The organism is Nonomuraea mesophila (assembly GCF_004352805.1).
GTDB classification, from domain to species: Bacteria; Actinomycetota; Actinomycetes; order Streptosporangiales; family Streptosporangiaceae; genus Nonomuraea; species Nonomuraea longispora.
In genome coordinates, this window is record NZ_SMLD01000199.1 from 1 (window position 1) to 15,912 (window position 15,912).

The 15,912-nt window shown below is 70.5% G+C and carries 13 protein-coding genes and 1 pseudogene; 9 read left to right on the top strand and 5 right to left on the bottom strand.

Going from position 1 to position 15,912, the window contains the following annotated elements:
• On the top strand, nucleotides 1–585 hold a 585-nt coding region (locus E1295_RS41815), incomplete at its 5' end, for a nucleotide-binding domain containing protein (RefSeq protein WP_220449153.1).
• Here E1295_RS41815 and E1295_RS41820 read toward each other — a convergent pair.
• Complete coding sequence (locus E1295_RS41820) at nucleotides 569–1,480, bottom strand: YwqG family protein (RefSeq protein ID WP_132639857.1); 912 nt, start codon at nucleotides 1,478–1,480, stop codon at nucleotides 569–571. The genes E1295_RS41815 and E1295_RS41820 overlap by 17 nt on opposite strands.
• A gap of 451 nt (nucleotides 1,481–1,931) precedes the next feature.
• On the opposite strand from E1295_RS41820, the gene E1295_RS41825 reads away from it, so the two are divergent.
• The 5 genes from E1295_RS41825 to E1295_RS41845 all read left to right on the top strand — a co-directional run bounded on the left by E1295_RS41825 (nucleotide 1,932) and on the right by E1295_RS41845 (nucleotide 8,482).
• On the top strand, nucleotides 1,932–2,909 hold the full coding sequence (locus tag E1295_RS41825) for an ABC transporter permease (protein ID WP_132639859.1): 978 nt from the start codon (nucleotides 1,932–1,934) through the stop codon (nucleotides 2,907–2,909).
• A gap of 1 nt (nucleotide 2,910) precedes the next feature.
• Nucleotides 2,911–3,753, top strand: coding sequence for an ABC transporter permease (locus E1295_RS41830; protein ID WP_132639861.1), 843 nt, complete (start codon nucleotides 2,911–2,913; stop codon nucleotides 3,751–3,753).
• Nucleotides 3,750–5,819 (top strand): ABC transporter ATP-binding protein, encoded by a 2,070-nt coding sequence (locus tag E1295_RS41835; RefSeq protein WP_132639863.1) that lies wholly within the window; start codon nucleotides 3,750–3,752, stop codon nucleotides 5,817–5,819. Before E1295_RS41830 ends, E1295_RS41835 begins: the two co-directional genes overlap by 4 nt.
• Nucleotides 5,816–7,531 carry an ABC transporter family substrate-binding protein gene (locus E1295_RS41840; RefSeq protein ID WP_132639865.1) on the top strand — a complete coding sequence of 572 codons (1,716 nt, stop codon included), beginning with the start codon at nucleotides 5,816–5,818 and terminating at the stop codon, nucleotides 7,529–7,531. The genes E1295_RS41835 and E1295_RS41840 overlap by 4 nt, the downstream gene beginning before the upstream one ends.
• 417 nt (nucleotides 7,532–7,948) lie before the next feature.
• On the top strand, nucleotides 7,949–8,482 hold the full coding sequence (locus tag E1295_RS41845; protein ID WP_132639867.1) for a GNAT family N-acetyltransferase: 534 nt from the start codon (nucleotides 7,949–7,951) through the stop codon (nucleotides 8,480–8,482).
• A gap of 42 nt (nucleotides 8,483–8,524) precedes the next feature.
• Here E1295_RS41845 and E1295_RS41850 read toward each other — a convergent pair whose 3' ends face one another.
• Both E1295_RS41850 and E1295_RS41855 read right to left on the bottom strand, forming a co-directional pair.
• Nucleotides 8,525–9,361: an NAD(P)H-binding protein gene (locus tag E1295_RS41850; RefSeq protein WP_132639869.1), complete on the bottom strand. Its 837-nt coding sequence runs from the start codon at nucleotides 9,359–9,361 to the stop codon at nucleotides 8,525–8,527.
• Nucleotides 9,358–10,389 carry a saccharopine dehydrogenase NADP-binding domain-containing protein gene (locus tag E1295_RS41855; RefSeq protein WP_220449154.1) on the bottom strand — a complete coding sequence of 344 codons (1,032 nt, stop codon included), beginning with the start codon at nucleotides 10,387–10,389 and terminating at the stop codon, nucleotides 9,358–9,360. The genes E1295_RS41850 and E1295_RS41855 overlap by 4 nt, the downstream gene beginning before the upstream one ends.
• Nucleotides 10,390–10,473: 84 nt before the next feature.
• On the opposite strand from E1295_RS41855, the gene E1295_RS41860 reads away from it, so the two are divergent.
• Complete coding sequence (locus E1295_RS41860; RefSeq protein WP_166427675.1) at nucleotides 10,474–11,064, top strand: TetR/AcrR family transcriptional regulator; 591 nt, start codon at nucleotides 10,474–10,476, stop codon at nucleotides 11,062–11,064.
• Here the strand turns inward: E1295_RS41860 and E1295_RS41865 are convergent, their stop codons facing one another.
• On the bottom strand, nucleotides 11,065–11,460 hold the full coding sequence (locus E1295_RS41865) for a peptidase inhibitor family I36 protein (RefSeq protein ID WP_236667929.1): 396 nt from the start codon (nucleotides 11,458–11,460) through the stop codon (nucleotides 11,065–11,067).
• Nucleotides 11,461–11,746: 286 nt separating this feature from the next.
• Between E1295_RS41865 and E1295_RS41870 the strand changes: the two genes are divergently transcribed.
• A complete protein-coding gene (locus tag E1295_RS41870) occupies nucleotides 11,747–14,185 on the top strand; it encodes a glycoside hydrolase family 3 N-terminal domain-containing protein (RefSeq protein WP_132639876.1) in 2,439 nt (812 codons plus the stop codon).
• 154 nt (nucleotides 14,186–14,339) lie between these two features.
• Here E1295_RS41870 and E1295_RS41875 read toward each other — a convergent pair whose 3' ends face one another.
• The gene (locus E1295_RS41875; RefSeq protein ID WP_132639878.1) at nucleotides 14,340–14,861 is read right to left on the bottom strand and encodes a snapalysin family zinc-dependent metalloprotease; all 522 of its coding nucleotides are present in this window, start codon (nucleotides 14,859–14,861) and stop codon (nucleotides 14,340–14,342) included.
• Nucleotides 14,862–15,049: 188 nt separating this feature from the next.
• Between E1295_RS41875 and E1295_RS41880 the strand changes: the two are divergent.
• Nucleotides 15,050–15,912: pseudogene (locus E1295_RS41880) on the top strand (ABC transporter ATP-binding protein); the annotation flags it as partial.

Below are 15,912 nucleotides of genomic sequence, written 5' to 3' on the forward strand. Positions count from 1 at the left end.
AAGTGCTCCTCGTCCGCCTCCGCCTCCGCCTCCGCTCCAGCCTCCGTGACGACGGTGGGGCGCGCAGCGCTGGGAGCGGTCGCGCCGGTGCTCGTCCTGTCGGGGAGCCGCTCGCCGATCACCGCCCGCCAGATCGACACCGCCGAGCGCGCCGGGTGGCGGGTGCTCGGAGACCTGCCCGGCCCCGCGGGCGGTCCAGCCGACGGCCTCGCCGAGCAGGTCGAGGCGAGCCTGCGCGACGGCCGGCACACCATCGTCGAGTCGACCCGCGGACCGGCCAGGGACCCGGAAGGCATCGGGACGTCACTCGGCCGGATCGCCGCGGCCATGGTGCGTGCCGGGCTGGTACGGCGGCTGGTGGTCGCGGGCGGCGACACCTCGGGGGAGGTCGTCGCGGCGCTCGGCGCCCGGTCGCTGGACGTGGTCGCCTCGCCGGCCGCCGGCGCGCCGGTGTGCGTGCTGGCCTCGGACGATCCGGCGGTGGACGGGCTCCAGGTGGCGTTGAAGGGCGGCCAGGTGGGCGGGGACGACTATTTCCTGCGCGCCGCCGCCGGTCACCGCGAGCGGCCTAATGACTGTCGCTGATCACCGACACCTTCGTGAAGTCACCCGCGGCGAGGTCCGTCTCGTGCAGGGTGAAGTAGAGCCGGCCCTGGTCTCCCCAGCACCAGCCGAGACTCTCGTCGGAATCCACCTGGAGCAGCAGCCTCTGCTCGCGAGTGAAGCCGTCGAGTTCGAGGTCCTGCAGAGGCAGGGGAAACCCGCCGACCTTGTGCAGCGGCCGTCCGTCTGCCGGCGATGGATAGTGGTCCAGACCTGATTCCAGCCCGAGCCGCTCCCATGCGGCTTCCAGCGCGGCAAGCCGATCCTGGATGGTGTGGGGCAGGTCGAGGAACATGCCACCGGGACACGGCAGGTTGACCGTCGTGCGCATGGCGTGCTCGGGGAACACCGGTGTGCCGTCAGGCGCTTCCACCTCGCTCGCCCCGTCGCCGGAGTGCACCACACGCCAACCGTCGTCCAGCGGTCCTGCGTCGCCGTACCACCAGGGCGCCGCGTAGAAGAAGTTGAGATGTCCGTGCCGGGGCAGCAGATCGACGTGACCGGCGGCGGCCAGTTCGGCGCAGTCGACGCGGGCGAGAAAGCTCAGCGGCAGCTGCTCCCAGGTGGGCCACGCGCAGGCCGGGTCGAGGAGCGGGCGGCCACCGAACCTGGTGCCGCGCAGGGTGCCGGCCGAGGAGCCGGGCGAGGTGCCGGGCAGCGTGCCGGCCAGGGAGCCGGCCAGTGAGCGGGGCCTCGCGCCGTCGTGCGACACGAGCACATCCGAGCGCACCAGCTGACGGGCGAGCCGGGTGCCCAACTGATCTTCGCCCGACGACACCAGGGCGTCGCGCCACCTGCACCACTCGCTCCAGGCGATGTGCGGGGCCGTGACCGGCATCGGCGGCGGGACGGCGTCCCCTCCCGTCCCGTCGGCCATGGCAGGGACTATGGCACGCCGCGGGGCGGAGGACAAACGATGCTCGCTCCTCGCGTGCTCCCGGGAACGGCGGACACGCCGGGGGAGCAGCCCTACCCGGCATGCCAAATCGCCAAAAGACGAAGTGGATCAGGTTGACTGACCGTCAAATAGTGTCCGGATTCTGTGACATTGACCCCTGAAGCGCTGCTCTGCAGCGGATCTCGGGAGCAGGCGTTCTCGCAGGTGAAGCCGGTGGTTCGCGGGTGCTCCACGGGTGGCCCCCGGCGAAAGCGCTTGACCTGACCGTTACGTCGTACGGTTTCTGCCCGTTATATTTTTACATATATTCTGCGCTCTGATCGCCATCTCGGCGTCAAGTGGATTTCACCATGCGAGATGGGTTTACGTTGCGAGGGCGCATCTCTCCTAGCCGGAAGTCCGCGCCCACGGTCAGCGCGAACGGAGAGTAATGGGCAAGTACCTGCTCCGCAGGTTGGCAATAAATGTGATCTTGGTCGCCATCGCGGCCAGCCTGGCGTACATGCTCGCGGCCACCACCATGAACCCGCGGGGGGCGTACGAAGGTCGCCAGCCGCCAGTGGCAGAGGCGGTCATCGACGCGACGCTGGATGAGTACAACCTGAACGACAAGACCCCGGTGCTCGTCCGTTACGGCACGTGGGCCAAGGGCGTCATCACGGGAGACTTCGGCCGTACGTGGAACGGCGGCTCGGTCAACAACGAGATGGGCCGGCGGATCATGGTCAGCCTCCGATTGCTGCTCATCGGCACGCTGGTCGGTTTCGCCGTCGGTGTGGCGCTGGGCGCGATCTCGGCGGTGAAGCAGTACAAACTCACCGACCGGTTCATCGGGGTCAGCTCCTTCGTGATCATGGCCATTCCGGTGTTCGTGCTGGCCACTCTGCTGGCGATCGCGACGTACAACCTGAACAGGGGGCTGGGGTTCTCGCTCATCGAGTACACCGGCGAGTACAACCCCCGGTTGTCCGGCTTCGACCAGTTCCTCAACCGGCTGAACCACCTGATCCTGCCGACGATCTCGCTCAGCCTGGGCCTGATCGCCTTCTACAGCCGCATCCAGCGCAACATGATGCTCGACGTGCTCAACCAGGACTTCGTCCGCACCGCCATGGCCAAGGGGCTGAGACGCAGGACGGCGCTGACCAAACACGCGCTGCGCACCGCGCTGATCCCCGCGGCCACCTACTTCGCCTTCGCGTTCGGGACGATGTTCACCGGTGCCACCTTCACCGAGAAGATCTTCGCCTGGCACGGCATGGGCGCCTGGCTGGTCGACTCGATCAACCAGAACGACGTCAACTCCGTCGCCGCGGTGACCTTCTTCACCGCCGTCTGCGTGTTGTTCGCCGCCTTCCTGTCGGACCTGCTGGTGGCGGCCCTCGATCCTCGGGTGCGGGTGAGCTGACATGCGTTCGAAAGTCGTCCTGCGGCGCCTGCTCCGCAACAAGCAGGCCCGTTATGGCTCCATCGCCCTGATCGTGCTGGTGGCCCTGGCCTACCTCGGGCCGTACGTCGGCCCGTACGACTGGACCGAGAAGGACTTCCTGGCCTTCCTGTCGCCCCCCGGCGCCGACCACTGGTGGGGCACCACCACGATCGGCCAGGACATGTACGCGGTCACGCTGCGCGGCATGCAGAAGTCGATCATCATCGGCCTGCTCGTGGCGCTCATCTCCACAGGGCTCGCCGCGATCGTGGGCGCGTTCGCCGGATATTTCGGTGGATGGGTGGACAAGACGCTCATGTGGGGTGTGGACCTGCTGCTGGTCCTGCCGAGCTTCCTGATCATCGCCATCATCTCGCCGCGGCTGCGGGAGGGCGCCTCCTGGCTCTGGTTCGTGGTGCTGCTCGCCGCGTTCTCCTGGATGATCACCTCCAGGGTGGTGCGCAGCATGACGCTCTCGCTCCGCGAGCGGGAGTACGTCCAGGCCGCCGTCTACATGGGCATCCCCCGCTGGAAGATCATCTTCCGGCACATCGTGCCCAACCTGTCCTCGCTGCTGATCATCGATGCCACGCTCAACGTCAGCGGCGCGATCATCGGCGAGGCCGCGCTGTCCTTCTTCGGCTTCGGCATCCAGCCGCCGGACGTCTCGCTCGGCACGCTGATCGCGGAAGGTTCGCGCAACGCCACCGGCTACCCCTGGCTGTTCGCCTTCCCCGCGGGCCTGCTGGTGCTGCTCGTGCTCAGCGTGAACCTGATCGGCGACGGCCTGCGTGACGCACTCGACCCGGGGAGCAACTCGTGAGCATCTTGGAGGTCAGCGACCTCACCGTCACCTTCCCCGGCGGCATCCAGGCCGTGCGCGGCGTCAGCTACGAGGTCGAGCGCGGCGAGGTGCTCGGCATCGTCGGCGAGTCAGGCTCGGGCAAGTCCGTCACCTCTCTCGCCGTCATGGGCCTGCTGCCGGCGAACGCCGTGGTCAGCGGCTCGGTCAAGCTGCACGGCAGGGAACTGCTCGGCATGAAGGAAGACGAGCAGATCAAGGTACGCGGCAAGACGATCAGCATGATCTTCCAGGATCCGCTGTCGGCGTTCACGCCCGTCTACACCATCGGCGACCAGATCGCCGAGGCCGTCCGCGTGCACCAGCACATCGGCAAGGACAAGGCCGCCAAGCGCGCCGTCGAACTGCTCGACCTGGTCGGCATCCCCAACCCGGCCCTGCGGGCCAAGTCGTTCCCGCACGAGTTCTCCGGCGGCATGCGGCAGCGCGCCATGATCGCCATGGCCATCGCCAACGACCCCGACCTGCTCATCTGCGACGAGCCCACCACGGCGCTCGACGTGACCATCCAGGCCCAGGTGCTGGAGGTGCTGAAAACCGCCCAGCAGGAGACCGGCGCCGGCATCGTGATGATCACCCACGACCTGGGAGTCATCGCCGGCATGGCCGACCGGGTGGTCGTCATGTACGCGGGCCGCCCGGTCGAGCAGGGCCCCGTGGAGGACATCTACTACCGGCCGCGGATGCCGTACACGATGGGTCTGCTCGCCTCGATCCCCAGGATCGACGGCGAGGAGGGCCCGCTCGTGCCCATCGACGGCAACCCGCCCTCGCCGGCGTCGCTGCCGCCCGGGTGCCCCTTCGCGCCGCGTTGCCCGATGAAGGTGGACATGTGCGACGACGAGGAGCCGCCGCTGACACCGTTCGGCAGCGGCCGCCATGTGGCGTGCATCCGGTCGCACGAGATCGAGCACAAGGGCCTGACCGGGTCCGACGTGTTCCCGGTGCCGGTCATCCCGCCCAATGAGGTGGTCAAGGTGCCGCGTGCCGAGCGCCCCACGGTGCTCGAACTCGACGCCATGACCAAGCACTATCCGCTGCTGAAGGGCGCGATCGTCAAGCGCCGCGTCGGCACCGTCTACGCCGTCGACGGCATCAGCTTCGACATCGCGCAGGGCGAGACGCTGGCCCTGGTCGGGGAGTCCGGCTGCGGCAAGACCACCACCCTGCAGCAGATCATGCAGTTGCAACCGCCCGAGGGCGGGCGGGTCGTGGTCCTCGGCAAGGACAGCGCCACGCTCGACAAGGCGAGCCGCAAGAGCCTGAGGGGCGATCTGCAGATCGTCTTCCAGGACCCGATGGCCGCGCTCGACCCGCGCATGCCGGTCGGCGACATCATCGCCGAGCCGCTGCGGGCGCACGGCGAGAAGGAGGTGCGCGGGAAGGTCGAGGAACTGCTGGAGCTGGTGGGGCTGGCCGCGGAGCACGCCGAGCGTTACCCCCAGCACTTCTCCGGCGGCCAGCGGCAGCGCATCGGCATCGCCCGCGCGCTCGCTCTGGAGCCGAAGCTGCTGGTGCTCGACGAGCCGGTCTCCGCGCTCGACGTGTCCATCCAGGCGGGCGTGATCAACCTGCTGGACGAGCTCAAGAGCAGGCTCGGTCTGTCCTACCTGTTCGTGGCGCACGACCTCGCGGTGGTCAGGCACCTCGCCGACCGCGTGGCCGTCATGTATCTGGGCAAGATCGCTGAAATCGGGACGGTCGAGGACGTCTACGACCGTCCCGCGCACCCGTACACGCAGGCTCTGCTGTCGGCGATCCCGCTGCCCGACCCCGAGATGGAACGCACGCGCGTGCGGATCCTGCTCGAAGGCGACCTGCCCAGCCCGGCCGACCCGCCGTCCGGATGCAGGTTCCGCACCCGCTGCCCCAAGTTCGCCGTGCTCAGTGAGGCGGAGCGGCGGCGGTGTGTGGACGAGGAGCCCTCGGTTGCCCGGCTGGCGAGCGCCGTCGACCACGGCGCCGCCTGTCACTACGCGGAGGAAGTCGAGGTCATCACGGCCTCGGACAATCAGGAGGAAGAGTGAAGGTTCGTTACCGTGCAGCCGCTGGGCTGACGGTCCTGGCCATGGCCGTCGCGGCTTGTGGCGGCGGCGGCGAGACCAAGCAACCGAACGCCGAGCAGTCGAAGCAGGCTCAGCAGCAGATGTCGGAGACTCCGAGCATCAGCATCAACGCCGTGCCGTACGAGCAGGTCAAGGACGGCGGCACGCTGACCGTGGCGATCGGCCAGTGGCCGAGCCAGTGGAACGGCCAGCACGTGGACGGCAACCAGGCCGACACCGCGTTCATGCTCGACGCGTTCATGCCGCAGCTGATGGTCTCCGACGAGAATGCCACTTTCACCGCCAACCCCGACTACCTGACCGACGTCAAGAGCGAGATCACCGACGGCAAGCAAGTCGTCACCTACACGCTCAACGACAAGGCCCAGTGGTCGGACGGCACGCCGATCACGTGGAAGGACCTCGAGGCCCAGTGGAAGGCCAACAGCGGCGAGAACGAGAAGTTCAAGCCCGCCTCGAAGGACGGCTGGGACAAGATCGAGTCGGTCGAGAAGGGCGACTCCGACAAGGTCGCCATCGTGACCTTCAAGCAGCCCTACCTCGAGTGGCAGGGCATGTTCAACCGTGGCACCTCGCACCTGCTGCCGGCCGAGCACATCAAGACGCCTGAGGCGTACGACAAGGACTACCTGCAGAAGATCCCGGTCACCGCCGGGCCCTTCAAGGTCGAGAAGCTCGACGAGGGCACCAAGACCCTCACCCTCGTGGCCGACGACAAGTGGTGGGGCAAGAAGCCCAAGCTCGAGAAGGTCATCTTCCGGACGATCGAGACGCCCGCCGCGCAGGTGAACGCCTTCGCCAACGGCGAGATCGACGCCGTGGAGATCCCGCCGGGCAGCCCGGCCGACCTCAAGCGGGCCAAGGAAGTCCCCGACGTGGACATCCGCAAGGCGCTGAGCCCCAACTGGCGGCACATCACGGTCAACAACCAGAGCGAATTCCTGAAGGAGAAGTCGGTCCGGCAGGCCGTGCAGTACGCGATCAACCGTGACGTGATCACGCAGTCCGACCTGAAGGACATGGACTGGCCGCTGCAGACGCTCGGCAACCACGTCTTCATGAACAACCACAAGAGCTACGTCGACAACTCCGGCGACCTCGGCAAGTACAACCTGGAGAAGGCCAAGCAGCTGCTCGACGCGGCCGGCTGGAAGCAGGAGGCCGAGGGCCAGCTGCGCAAGAAGGACGGCAAGGAGATGTCGCTGGACTTCGTCGTCCCGGCTGGCGTGCCGTACGCGAAGACGGAGGGCGAGCTGACCCAGGCCATGCTCAAGGAGGCGGGCATCGGCCTGACCATCCGCCCGGTCCCCGATGACAAGTTCTTCACCGACTTCATCATCAAGGGCGACTTCGACCTGGTGCCCTTCTCCTGGATCGGCACGCCGCTCCCGATCGGCAGCCTGCCGCAGATCTACAAGACCGGCTCCGAGAGCAACTTCCCGAAGTCGGACGACCCGGCAGTGGACAAGGCGATCGACGCCGCGGCGTCCGCGACGGACGAGACCCAGGCAGCCCAGCTGGCCAACGAGGCCGACAAGCTGATCTGGGACCTGGTGCACACCATTCCGCTGTACCAGCGCCCTGACATCCAGGCCACGAAGAAGACCCTCGCCAACTACGGCGCCGAGGGCTACAAGTACAACAACTGGACGGAGATCGGCTTCACCGGCTGATCCTCTCGCACGACGAACACCCCGGCCGGGCCCGCCCCGGCCGGGGTGTTCGTGTGTCCTGGGCCCCGATGATCGGGTACAGTCGTGTCCCGAATCGCTGCTTTCGGTCGATACGAAGGCATGGTGGTGGGTGAGCGCCTGGAGGCGCCGCCGGAGGAGCAGGAAGGGAGCGAGGAGCGTATGACCGCCCGTCGGGTGGCTGCCGCGTGCAGCAACCGTTCCTCTGCCCGTCCGGGCTCCCTGGGAGCCGGTCAACACGGCTGAGCCGGGTCGTCGCATGCCGCCGGCCCCGTCCCGTGCGCCGGCGTGGGAGCCCTCCCTCCGAGAAGGGGTTTCCCCGTTGTCCGATCCGTTCATGGTCGCGCAGGCGACCACGTTCACCCCATCCTGCCCGCCGAGCACGACTGGAGCCCGCGCATGACCGACGACCTCACCCTGCGCGCCGAGACGACCGACGACCTCGTCCTGCGCGCCGAGGCGACCGGTGACGAGGCCGCGATCAGAGCCGTGACCGCGGCCGCCTTCGGCAAGCCGGAGGAGGCCGACCTCGTCGAGGCGCTGCGCCGCGACCCGGCCTGGATCCCCGCCCTGTCCCGGGTGGCGGTCACCGGCGGCCGCGTCGTCGCCCACGCCCTGCTCACCCGCTGCCACGTCGGCGAGACACCCGCGCTCGCCCTGGGCCCGGTCGCGGTCCTGCCCGAAATGCAGCGTGAAGGGCTCGGCACGCTGGTCGTCGAGGACGCGCTGCGGGAGGCGCGGGAACGCGGCGCAAGCGCCGTGGTCGTGCTCGGGCACCCCACGTACTATCCGCGCTTCGGCTTCACCACCGCCTCCCGCCACGGCATCGGCGTCGCCTTCGACGTGCCCGACGAGGCGTTGATGGCCCTGTCTCTGGACGGCGCGCCGCTGCCGTCCGGCACGATGCGCTACGCGCCTCCGTTCGGCGTCTGACGACCGCCGCGGGCGCCACCGTCACGGCGGCGCCCGCGGCGCTCATCGCCGAAACTCGCGCAGCGTCGTCGGTGGCCGGCCGCCGTAGCGTTCGATGCTCTCCGTGACGCGGTAGAGCGGGTGGTCGCCGGATCCGATGAGGCGGAAGATCGCCCACAGGTGGGTGAGGTGCTCGACGGTGTACGGGTCGCCGTACTTCTTCATGGCCCTGGCCTCCCACTCCTCGGGCGGCACGTCGGCGTACGCCACCCCGAAGGCGTCGGCCACCTCGCCGATCGTCGCCATCTGCCCCGTCACCAGGCACACCGGGTCGGCGGGCGCCGGGTCGAGGAGCAGCCCCGCGGCCACCCTGGCCACGTCGGCGCCGGCCACCAGGGGGATGCGCGTGTCCGGCGGACCGAGCGGAAGCGCCAGCCGGTCGCCGTCGGCTGCGACGGCCAGGTTCTCGAAGAACACCGCGGCCCGCAGGTGCACCGCGCCCACGCCGGCCCGGTCGAGGACCTGCTCGGCCACCCAGTGCCGGCGCATGCGGGGCGTCAGCGCCTCGGGCGAGGCGTCCAGCTGCGACACCTCGACGATCCGGTCGAGCCCTTCCTCCCTGGCCGCCGCCGCCAGCACGGCTGTGGCGTCCAGCAGGCCCGCCGTCACCGGGTAGGTGAGGAACGCCCGGCGGACGCCGCGCACGGCCGGGCGTACGGAGGTGATCTCCCGCAGGTCGCCGACCACCACCTCCGCGCCGCGCTCGCGCAGCCCGTCGGCCCGGTGGTCGTCGGAGTGCACGAACGCCCGCACCTGCTCGCCGCGCTCCAGCAGCAGCTCGGCGACGTGCCGGCCGGTCGATCCCTGCGGCCCGCCGGCCGCGCCCGTGACGAGGATCATCCTTCCTCCGGCAGGGTCAGGGTGAACAGGCCGAGCCGCTCCAGGTCGCGCAGGAACGGCTCGGCGGGGAACGCCTCGGCCGGGCCGTACACGCCGGGGGAGCCGGGGCCGTCGCCGTCGGCCAGGCGTACGGCGGCCTCCACGGACGTCAGCGCGCTCATCCGCCACAGGTCGCGGCCGCTCGCCTGCCCGGCGCGGCCCCCCTCCGCGGTGATCACCTGTGTGGCCACGGTGAAGTCGGAGCCCGCCCTGGCGGCGGCGTCGGCGTGCTCGCTGGTGAACACCTGCTCCTCCTGGAACGTGTGCGCCGTGAGCTGCGCCTCGACCTGCCGCGCCGGCACGTGCCTGGGCACGGTCAGCACCTCGGAGAACGGGACGGGCGCGATCATCGTGCGCGGGCCCAGCGGCGGGGGGAACGGGAAGACGGCGTTGCGCGGCTCGACGTAGCCGACGTGCTGGGCGCCGTCCGTGTAGGTGATCCGCCGGGTGTCGGCGAACAGCAGCTCCGCGGTGCTCCTGGCGCCCGTGGTCAGCCGCCAGCCGCTGACCGCGTACGCGGTGATGACCCGGTCGATGTCCGTCATGCCGGTCGACACGGCGCCGGCGAGCAGGTCGCCCAGGCCGCCGTAGAAGCTCATGGCCGTGACCATGGTGATGCCCGCCCGGCGGGCCGGCCCGGACATGGCGTCGAACATCCACTTCGTGTGGTGCTGCTCCAGGGCGTGGTCCACGTAGTGGCACCCGCCCTCGGCCGCGGCCGTGGCGACGGGTGCGCCGGTGTGCGTGAACGGGCCCGCGCAGTGGATCAGCACGGCCGCCTGCTCGGCGAGCCGGCGTAACCCGTCGGGGTCGTCGAGCGTGGCCCGGTGCACGGGCGCGCCGCCGAGCTCGTCGGACAGCGCCTTCAGCGCGCCCTCGTCGCGCCCGGCCAGGACGACCTGGCGGCCGCGGGCGTGGAGCTCGGCCGCCACCAGGCGCCCGGTGTGACCGGTGGCGCCGTAGACGGCGATGTGCTGCGGTGCGGACACGGCTCGCCTCCATGTTCCATACTGAGAGTACGTAACTAGTTCTCGAAGTTACGTACCGCGAGTATGTACGTCAAGGGGAGAACGATGGCCGGCCGCACGCAGGCAGAGCGCTCGGACGAGACCACGGGGAGGCTGGTGCGGGCCGCGCGCCGGTTGTTCGGCGCCCGGGGATACGCGCCCACGTCGATCGACGCGGTGGCCGCCGCGGCCGGCGTCACCAAGGGCGCCGCCTACCACCACTTCGGCGGCAAGGTGGCGTTGTTCCGCGCCGCGTTCGTACGGGAGCTTGAGGAGGTCTCCGCCGCGCTGGAACGGGCGGCGGGCGAGGAGCGCGAGCCGATGGAGGCGCTGCGGCGCGGGTGCCGTACCTTCCTTGAGCACTGCCTCGACCCGGGGTTCCGGCAGATCGTGCTGCTGGACGCGCCGTCGGTGCTGAGCTGGGAGACCGTCAGGGCGATCGAGCACGATCACCTGCTGCGGGTCCTGTACGACGGGCTGCGCGTGGCGGTCGCGGGCGGGCAGGCGGCGGACGGTGATCTGCCCGTCCGGGCCCGGCTCGTGTTCGGCGCCCTGTGCGAGGGCGGGATGTTGCTGGCCCGCTCCCAGGACCCGGCGGCCGACCTGCCGCGGCTTGCCGCGGAGGCCGACCGTTTCCTGGAGGCGCTCAGACGCTGATCAGCCGTGCGAGTCGGTGACGGAGCCCTTGACGGTGGTCCGGCAGGAGGGGCCGTTCGGGCCGTCGAAGCGGACGGAGTCGAAGAAGTCGCGGAAGTCGACGTAGAAGTTGCCCTGGTCGCGCGGGCTGGTCACCGCCGAGCAGCCGCCGTAGCCGGCCTCGGAGAACAGGTGGATCCAGGAGTCCGTACGGTTCCAGTCAGACTTGGCGCGGTCGGCCATGCCCAGGGCGGCGAGGTCGGGGGTGTCGGCGTTGATCTCGATGAGGTCGCCCGTGCCGTCGAGGCCGGAGAACATGCAGTAATAGCCGTCACGGCACCGGTCGTATCCGTCGGCCGCCTGGGCGGGGGTGGCGAGCGCGGCCAGAGCGGCGGCAGCGATCGGTAAGGCCAGCATGTGAAGCTTCTTGCCCAATGTTCCTCCATGCTTGAAACTTTCCTTCGCTCCGAACATACATGGCGCGATCTTGTCAGGAAAGAGGTTGGTCAATCCCGTTTCACAACCCGTGCCCCCCGGACAGGTGAAACTTTCAGCCGGCGCCGGGCTGTTCGCGCAGGTGCGAGTGCGTGGGGACGGCTGGTACGGCCGGCGTGCCGGGTGTGCGGTGGTGTGGCGGCTTACAGTACGTCGTGGAAATGTGGGAGCGCTCCCATGACGTCGAGCCGAGCCGGAGCAGCGTGCCATGAGCAACTCGCGCAAGCAGTGGGCGATCAGGGCGGCCGTGCCGCTGCTCGTCGCCGCGGCCCTGGTCGCCCCCTCTGGCCCCGCCACGGCGGAGGCCTACCGCGACCCCGCCCTGTCCGTGGCCGACCGGGTGGACGACCTGATGTCCCGGATGTCGCTGGATGAGAAGCTCGGGCAGATGACGCAGGCCGAGCGCGGCTCGGTGAGCGCCTCCGACGTCACGGCGTACCGGCTGGGATCGGTGTTGTCGGGCGGCGGGTCCGCGCCGTCGCCCAACACGGCCACCTCATGGGCGGACATGTACGACGGCTACCAGAACGCCGCCCTGGCCACCCCGCTCGGCATCCCCATCCTGTACGGCGTGGACGCCGTGCACGGCCACAACAACGTCGCCGGCGCCACGATCTTCCCGCACAACATCGGCCTCGGCGCGACCCGCGACCCCGAGCTGGCCGAGCGGATCGGCCGGGCCGTGGCCGAGGAGATGGCCGGCACCGGCGTGGACTGGAACTTCGCCCCCTGCCTGTGCGTGGCCCGCGACGACCGGTGGGGCCGCACGTACGAGTCGTTCGGCGAGACGCCGGAGCTGCCCGCGTCCATGGCGGCCATCGTCACCGGGTTCCAGGGAGCGGCGCTCGACGGGCCCGCGTCCGTGCTGGCCACCGCCAAGCACTACCTCGGCGACGGCGGCACCGAAGGCGGCGTGGACCAGGGCGACACCCGGCTGTCCGAGACCGAGCTGCGGGCGATCCACCTGCCGCCGTTCGAGGCCGCGGTGGAGCGCGGCGCGGGCTCGGTGATGGTCTCCTTCAGCAGCTGGAACGGTACCAAGGTGCACGGTCACCACTATCTGCTCACCACCGTGCTCAAGGAGGAGCTGGGCTTCACCGGTTTCGTCGTCTCCGACTGGAACGGCGTCGACCAGATCGACGGCGCCGCCGGCATGTCCGCGCTCGACGTGCGCACGGCCGTGAACGCCGGCGTCGACATGGTCATGGCGCCCACCGAATGGCGGCGCTTCATCGACCTGCTGCGCTCGGAGACGCAGGCCGGCCGGGTGCCGCAGGCCAGGATCGACGACGCGGTACGCCGCATCCTGACCAAGAAGGTCGAGCTTGGCCTGTTCGAGCAGCCCCTGACGGACCGCTCCTACACCGCCACCGTCGGCAGCACGGCGCACCGGACGCTGGCCCGCGCGGCGGTGGCCAGGTCGCAGGTCCTGCTGAAGAACAGCGGGGACGTCCTGCCCCTCGCCCGCGGCGGCAGGATCTTCGTGGCCGGCAAGAGCGCCGACGACATCGGCAACCAGAGCGGCGGCTGGACGATCTCCTGGCAGGGCTCCTCGGGCGACATCACCCCCGGGACCACCGTCCTGGACGGCATCAGGAGCAGCGCGGGCTCCGGCACGACCGTCACCTACAGCCGGGACGGAAGCGGCATCGACGGCTCCTACGACGTCGCGGTCGCCGTGATCGGCGAGACGCCGTACGCCGAGGGGCAGGGCGACCGCCCCGGCGGTCTCGGCCTCGACGCCGCCGACCTGGCCACCCTCGCCACCCTGCGCGCCGCCGGCGTGCCCGTCGTCGTGGTGCTGGTCTCGGGCCGCCCGCTCGACATCGCCGCCCAGCTGCCCGGCTGGGACGCGCTGGTGGCCGCCTGGCTGCCCGGCACCGAGGGCCAGGGCGTGGCCGACGTGTTGTTCGGCACCGTCCCGCCGACCGGCAAGCTGCCCATGACCTGGATGAGCGGCTTCTCCCAGCAGCCGATCAACGCGGGTGACGGCAAGTCGCCGCTGTTCCCGTACGGCTTCGGGCTGACGTACGAGCAGGCACAGGACGACTCCAGCCCGCCCGGCGCGCCCGGCACGCCGGTCGCCTCGGAGGTCACCTCCTCGTCGGCGCGGCTGACGTGGGCGGCGTCGGACGACGACGTGGGCGTGACCCGGTACGAGGTCGTACAGGTCCAGGCCTCCGGCGAGACAGCCGTGGCCACCTCCGCCATCGCGTCCGCCACGGTCACCGGCCTGGAGGCGGGCACGGACCACACCTTCGCCGTGTACGCCGAGGACGCGGCGGGCAACCGTTCGCCGCGCTCGGGCACCGTGACCGTGACCACCACCGACGGCGGCGGTACCGGCGGCTGCTCCGTCACCCCTGGCACGCAGAGTCAGTGGGGCACCGGGTACGTCGTCCAGGCCACCGTGACCAACACCGGCGCCACGCCGATGGACGGCTGGAACGTCACCTTCACCCTGCCGCCCGGCCACACGCTCACGGGGCACTGGAACGCCGAGCTGAGCGTCGACGGCCGACGGGTCACCGCCCGCAACGCCCCGCACAACGGCACCCTCGCCCCGGCCGCCGCCACGTCGTTCGGCTTCCAGGCCACCCGCCCGAACGGCGACACCGACCTCCCATCCGCCTACACCTGCACCTGACCACCGGCTCACGCGCCCGCCCGGCCGCTCTCGGTACGGCCGGGCGCTTGCATGAGGCCGGGCGCTTCCGGCGCGGCCTGCCCTCCCGGCACGGCCGGGTTCCCGTGCGGCGGCGTCTCGACGCGGGCGTTCGCGGTGCGGCCGGGTGGAGGGGTCAGCGGTCCACGTGGAGCCTGCCGAACTCGATCCGCGGCGTCGCGCCGGCGAAGTTGCGGTCGACCTCGGCCCGCTCGGCGCTGCTCGGGTTCGCGTTCGTGCAGCTCACCGGCGCGCTGGACCCCGACATCAGGTCAGAGCACCGGCCGGTGCGCCGGTCCGGCAGGCCCAGGATGTGGCCCATCTCGTGGGCGGCGATGCGGACCGGGTGGTAGCCCTGGCTGGTCGCCTGCCGGCCCATCCAGATGCTGCCGCGGCCCAGTCCGGTGGGCAGCGCCCGCGGCCAGCCGTTGTCGGCGTACACGACGAAGTCGGCGGGTGTGCCACGGACGAGGCGGACGTTCGTCACGCTCGCGTTCCAGATCTGTGCCGCCTGGTCCACCGCGCCGGCGAACTCGGCCGCGCGGCTCGCGTCGTACCGGAGCACCCTGGCCATGGACGTGGCCTGCGCGGGCGAGCCGGCGAGCAGGATCGCGAGGCCGACGGTCATGGAGAGCACGAGGCGGAGGGATCGTGGCATGGGGGCCTCCTCGGGGGGTGGGGGTTCTGCAACGGTATGTGCGGCCCGCGCCCCAGAGACGTCCCAATTTGCCCCTATTGCGGTGGTATGGAGGATGGCCAGCGCGTACGAACGACCGGCGCGCGAAGGAACCGGCCGGTCAACCGGAGACCTGGCAAACTGTCGGTGGCCGCCGTCACACTCATCCCATGCAGGATGAGCCCCTCGAACTCGGCGAGATCGCGGTCTCCAGCCGGATGGCCCACTCCGACAGGATGGCGGAGATCGGCTTCCTGACCATCGCCAGGCGCCTGCCCTCCCTCGTCGGCCGGGCGATGCGCATGGCCTGGCAGGCCAACCCGCGCGACGCGGCGGCCGTGATGGTGCTGAGCCTGCTCGGAGGCGTCTTCACGGCGTTCGGCCTGCTGGCCACGACCGGCGTGTTGTCGGCGCTCTTCAGCGAGGGTCCCACCCCCGACCGGGTGGTGGCCGCGCTGCCCGGCCTCGCGCTCGTCGGCGGCGCGGCGGTGCTGCGCACCACGATGCAGGCGGGCGCGGGCTGGGCGCAGTCGCGGCTCACCCCGCAGATCGTCCGGCTGTCCGAGGAACGGCTCTACGGCCTGACCAGCCAGGTGGAGCTGGTCTCCTTCGACGACCCCGAGTTCCACGACGCCTTGGAGCGTGCCAGGGCCCGCGGTGTCGGCGTGGCCGACTCGGTGGTCTCCTCGGCCGTCGAGGTCGTCACGGCCGCCGTCGGCATCGCCGCCGCGGCGGGCGTGCTCGGCGTGCTGCACCCGGTGCTGCTGCCCCTTCTGCTGCTGGCGGTGCTGCCCGACGCCTGGGCCGCCGTCCGCAGCGCGCGCATGCGCTATTCGACCCTCTACGGCCTGATCGCCGCCCGTCGCCGCAAGTGGATCATCGCCGAGCTGCTGGCCGAGCGCGAGGCCGCCGCCGAGGTGCGCTCGTTCACGATGCGCGGTTTCCTGCTGCGCATGTACGACGCCGTGGCCAGGGCCGAGCAGGACGTCATGCTCGGGCTGGCCAGGCGCCAGATGCTGACGAGGCTGGCCGG

Bases quoted from the DNA above. Each gene is read 5' to 3' on its own strand.
- E1295_RS41820 (WP_132639857.1), bottom strand. From the start codon at position 1,480: ATGGCCGACGGGACGGGAGGGGACGCCGTCCCGCCGCCGATGCCGGTC.
- E1295_RS41825 (WP_132639859.1), top strand. From the start codon at position 1,932: ATGGGCAAGTACCTGCTCCGCAGGTTGGCAATAAATGTGATCTTGGTC.
- E1295_RS41830 (WP_132639861.1), top strand. From the start codon at position 2,911: ATGCGTTCGAAAGTCGTCCTGCGGCGCCTGCTCCGCAACAAGCAGGCC.
- E1295_RS41845 (WP_132639867.1), top strand. From the start codon at position 7,949: ATGACCGACGACCTCACCCTGCGCGCCGAGACGACCGACGACCTCGTC.
- E1295_RS41850 (WP_132639869.1), bottom strand. From the start codon at position 9,361: ATGATCCTCGTCACGGGCGCGGCCGGCGGGCCGCAGGGATCGACCGGC.
- E1295_RS41860 (WP_166427675.1), top strand. From the start codon at position 10,474: ATGGCCGGCCGCACGCAGGCAGAGCGCTCGGACGAGACCACGGGGAGG.
- E1295_RS41865 (WP_236667929.1), bottom strand. From the start codon at position 11,460: ATGCTGGCCTTACCGATCGCTGCCGCCGCTCTGGCCGCGCTCGCCACC.
- E1295_RS41870 (WP_132639876.1), top strand. From the start codon at position 11,747: ATGAGCAACTCGCGCAAGCAGTGGGCGATCAGGGCGGCCGTGCCGCTG.
- E1295_RS41875 (WP_132639878.1), bottom strand. From the start codon at position 14,861: ATGCCACGATCCCTCCGCCTCGTGCTCTCCATGACCGTCGGCCTCGCG.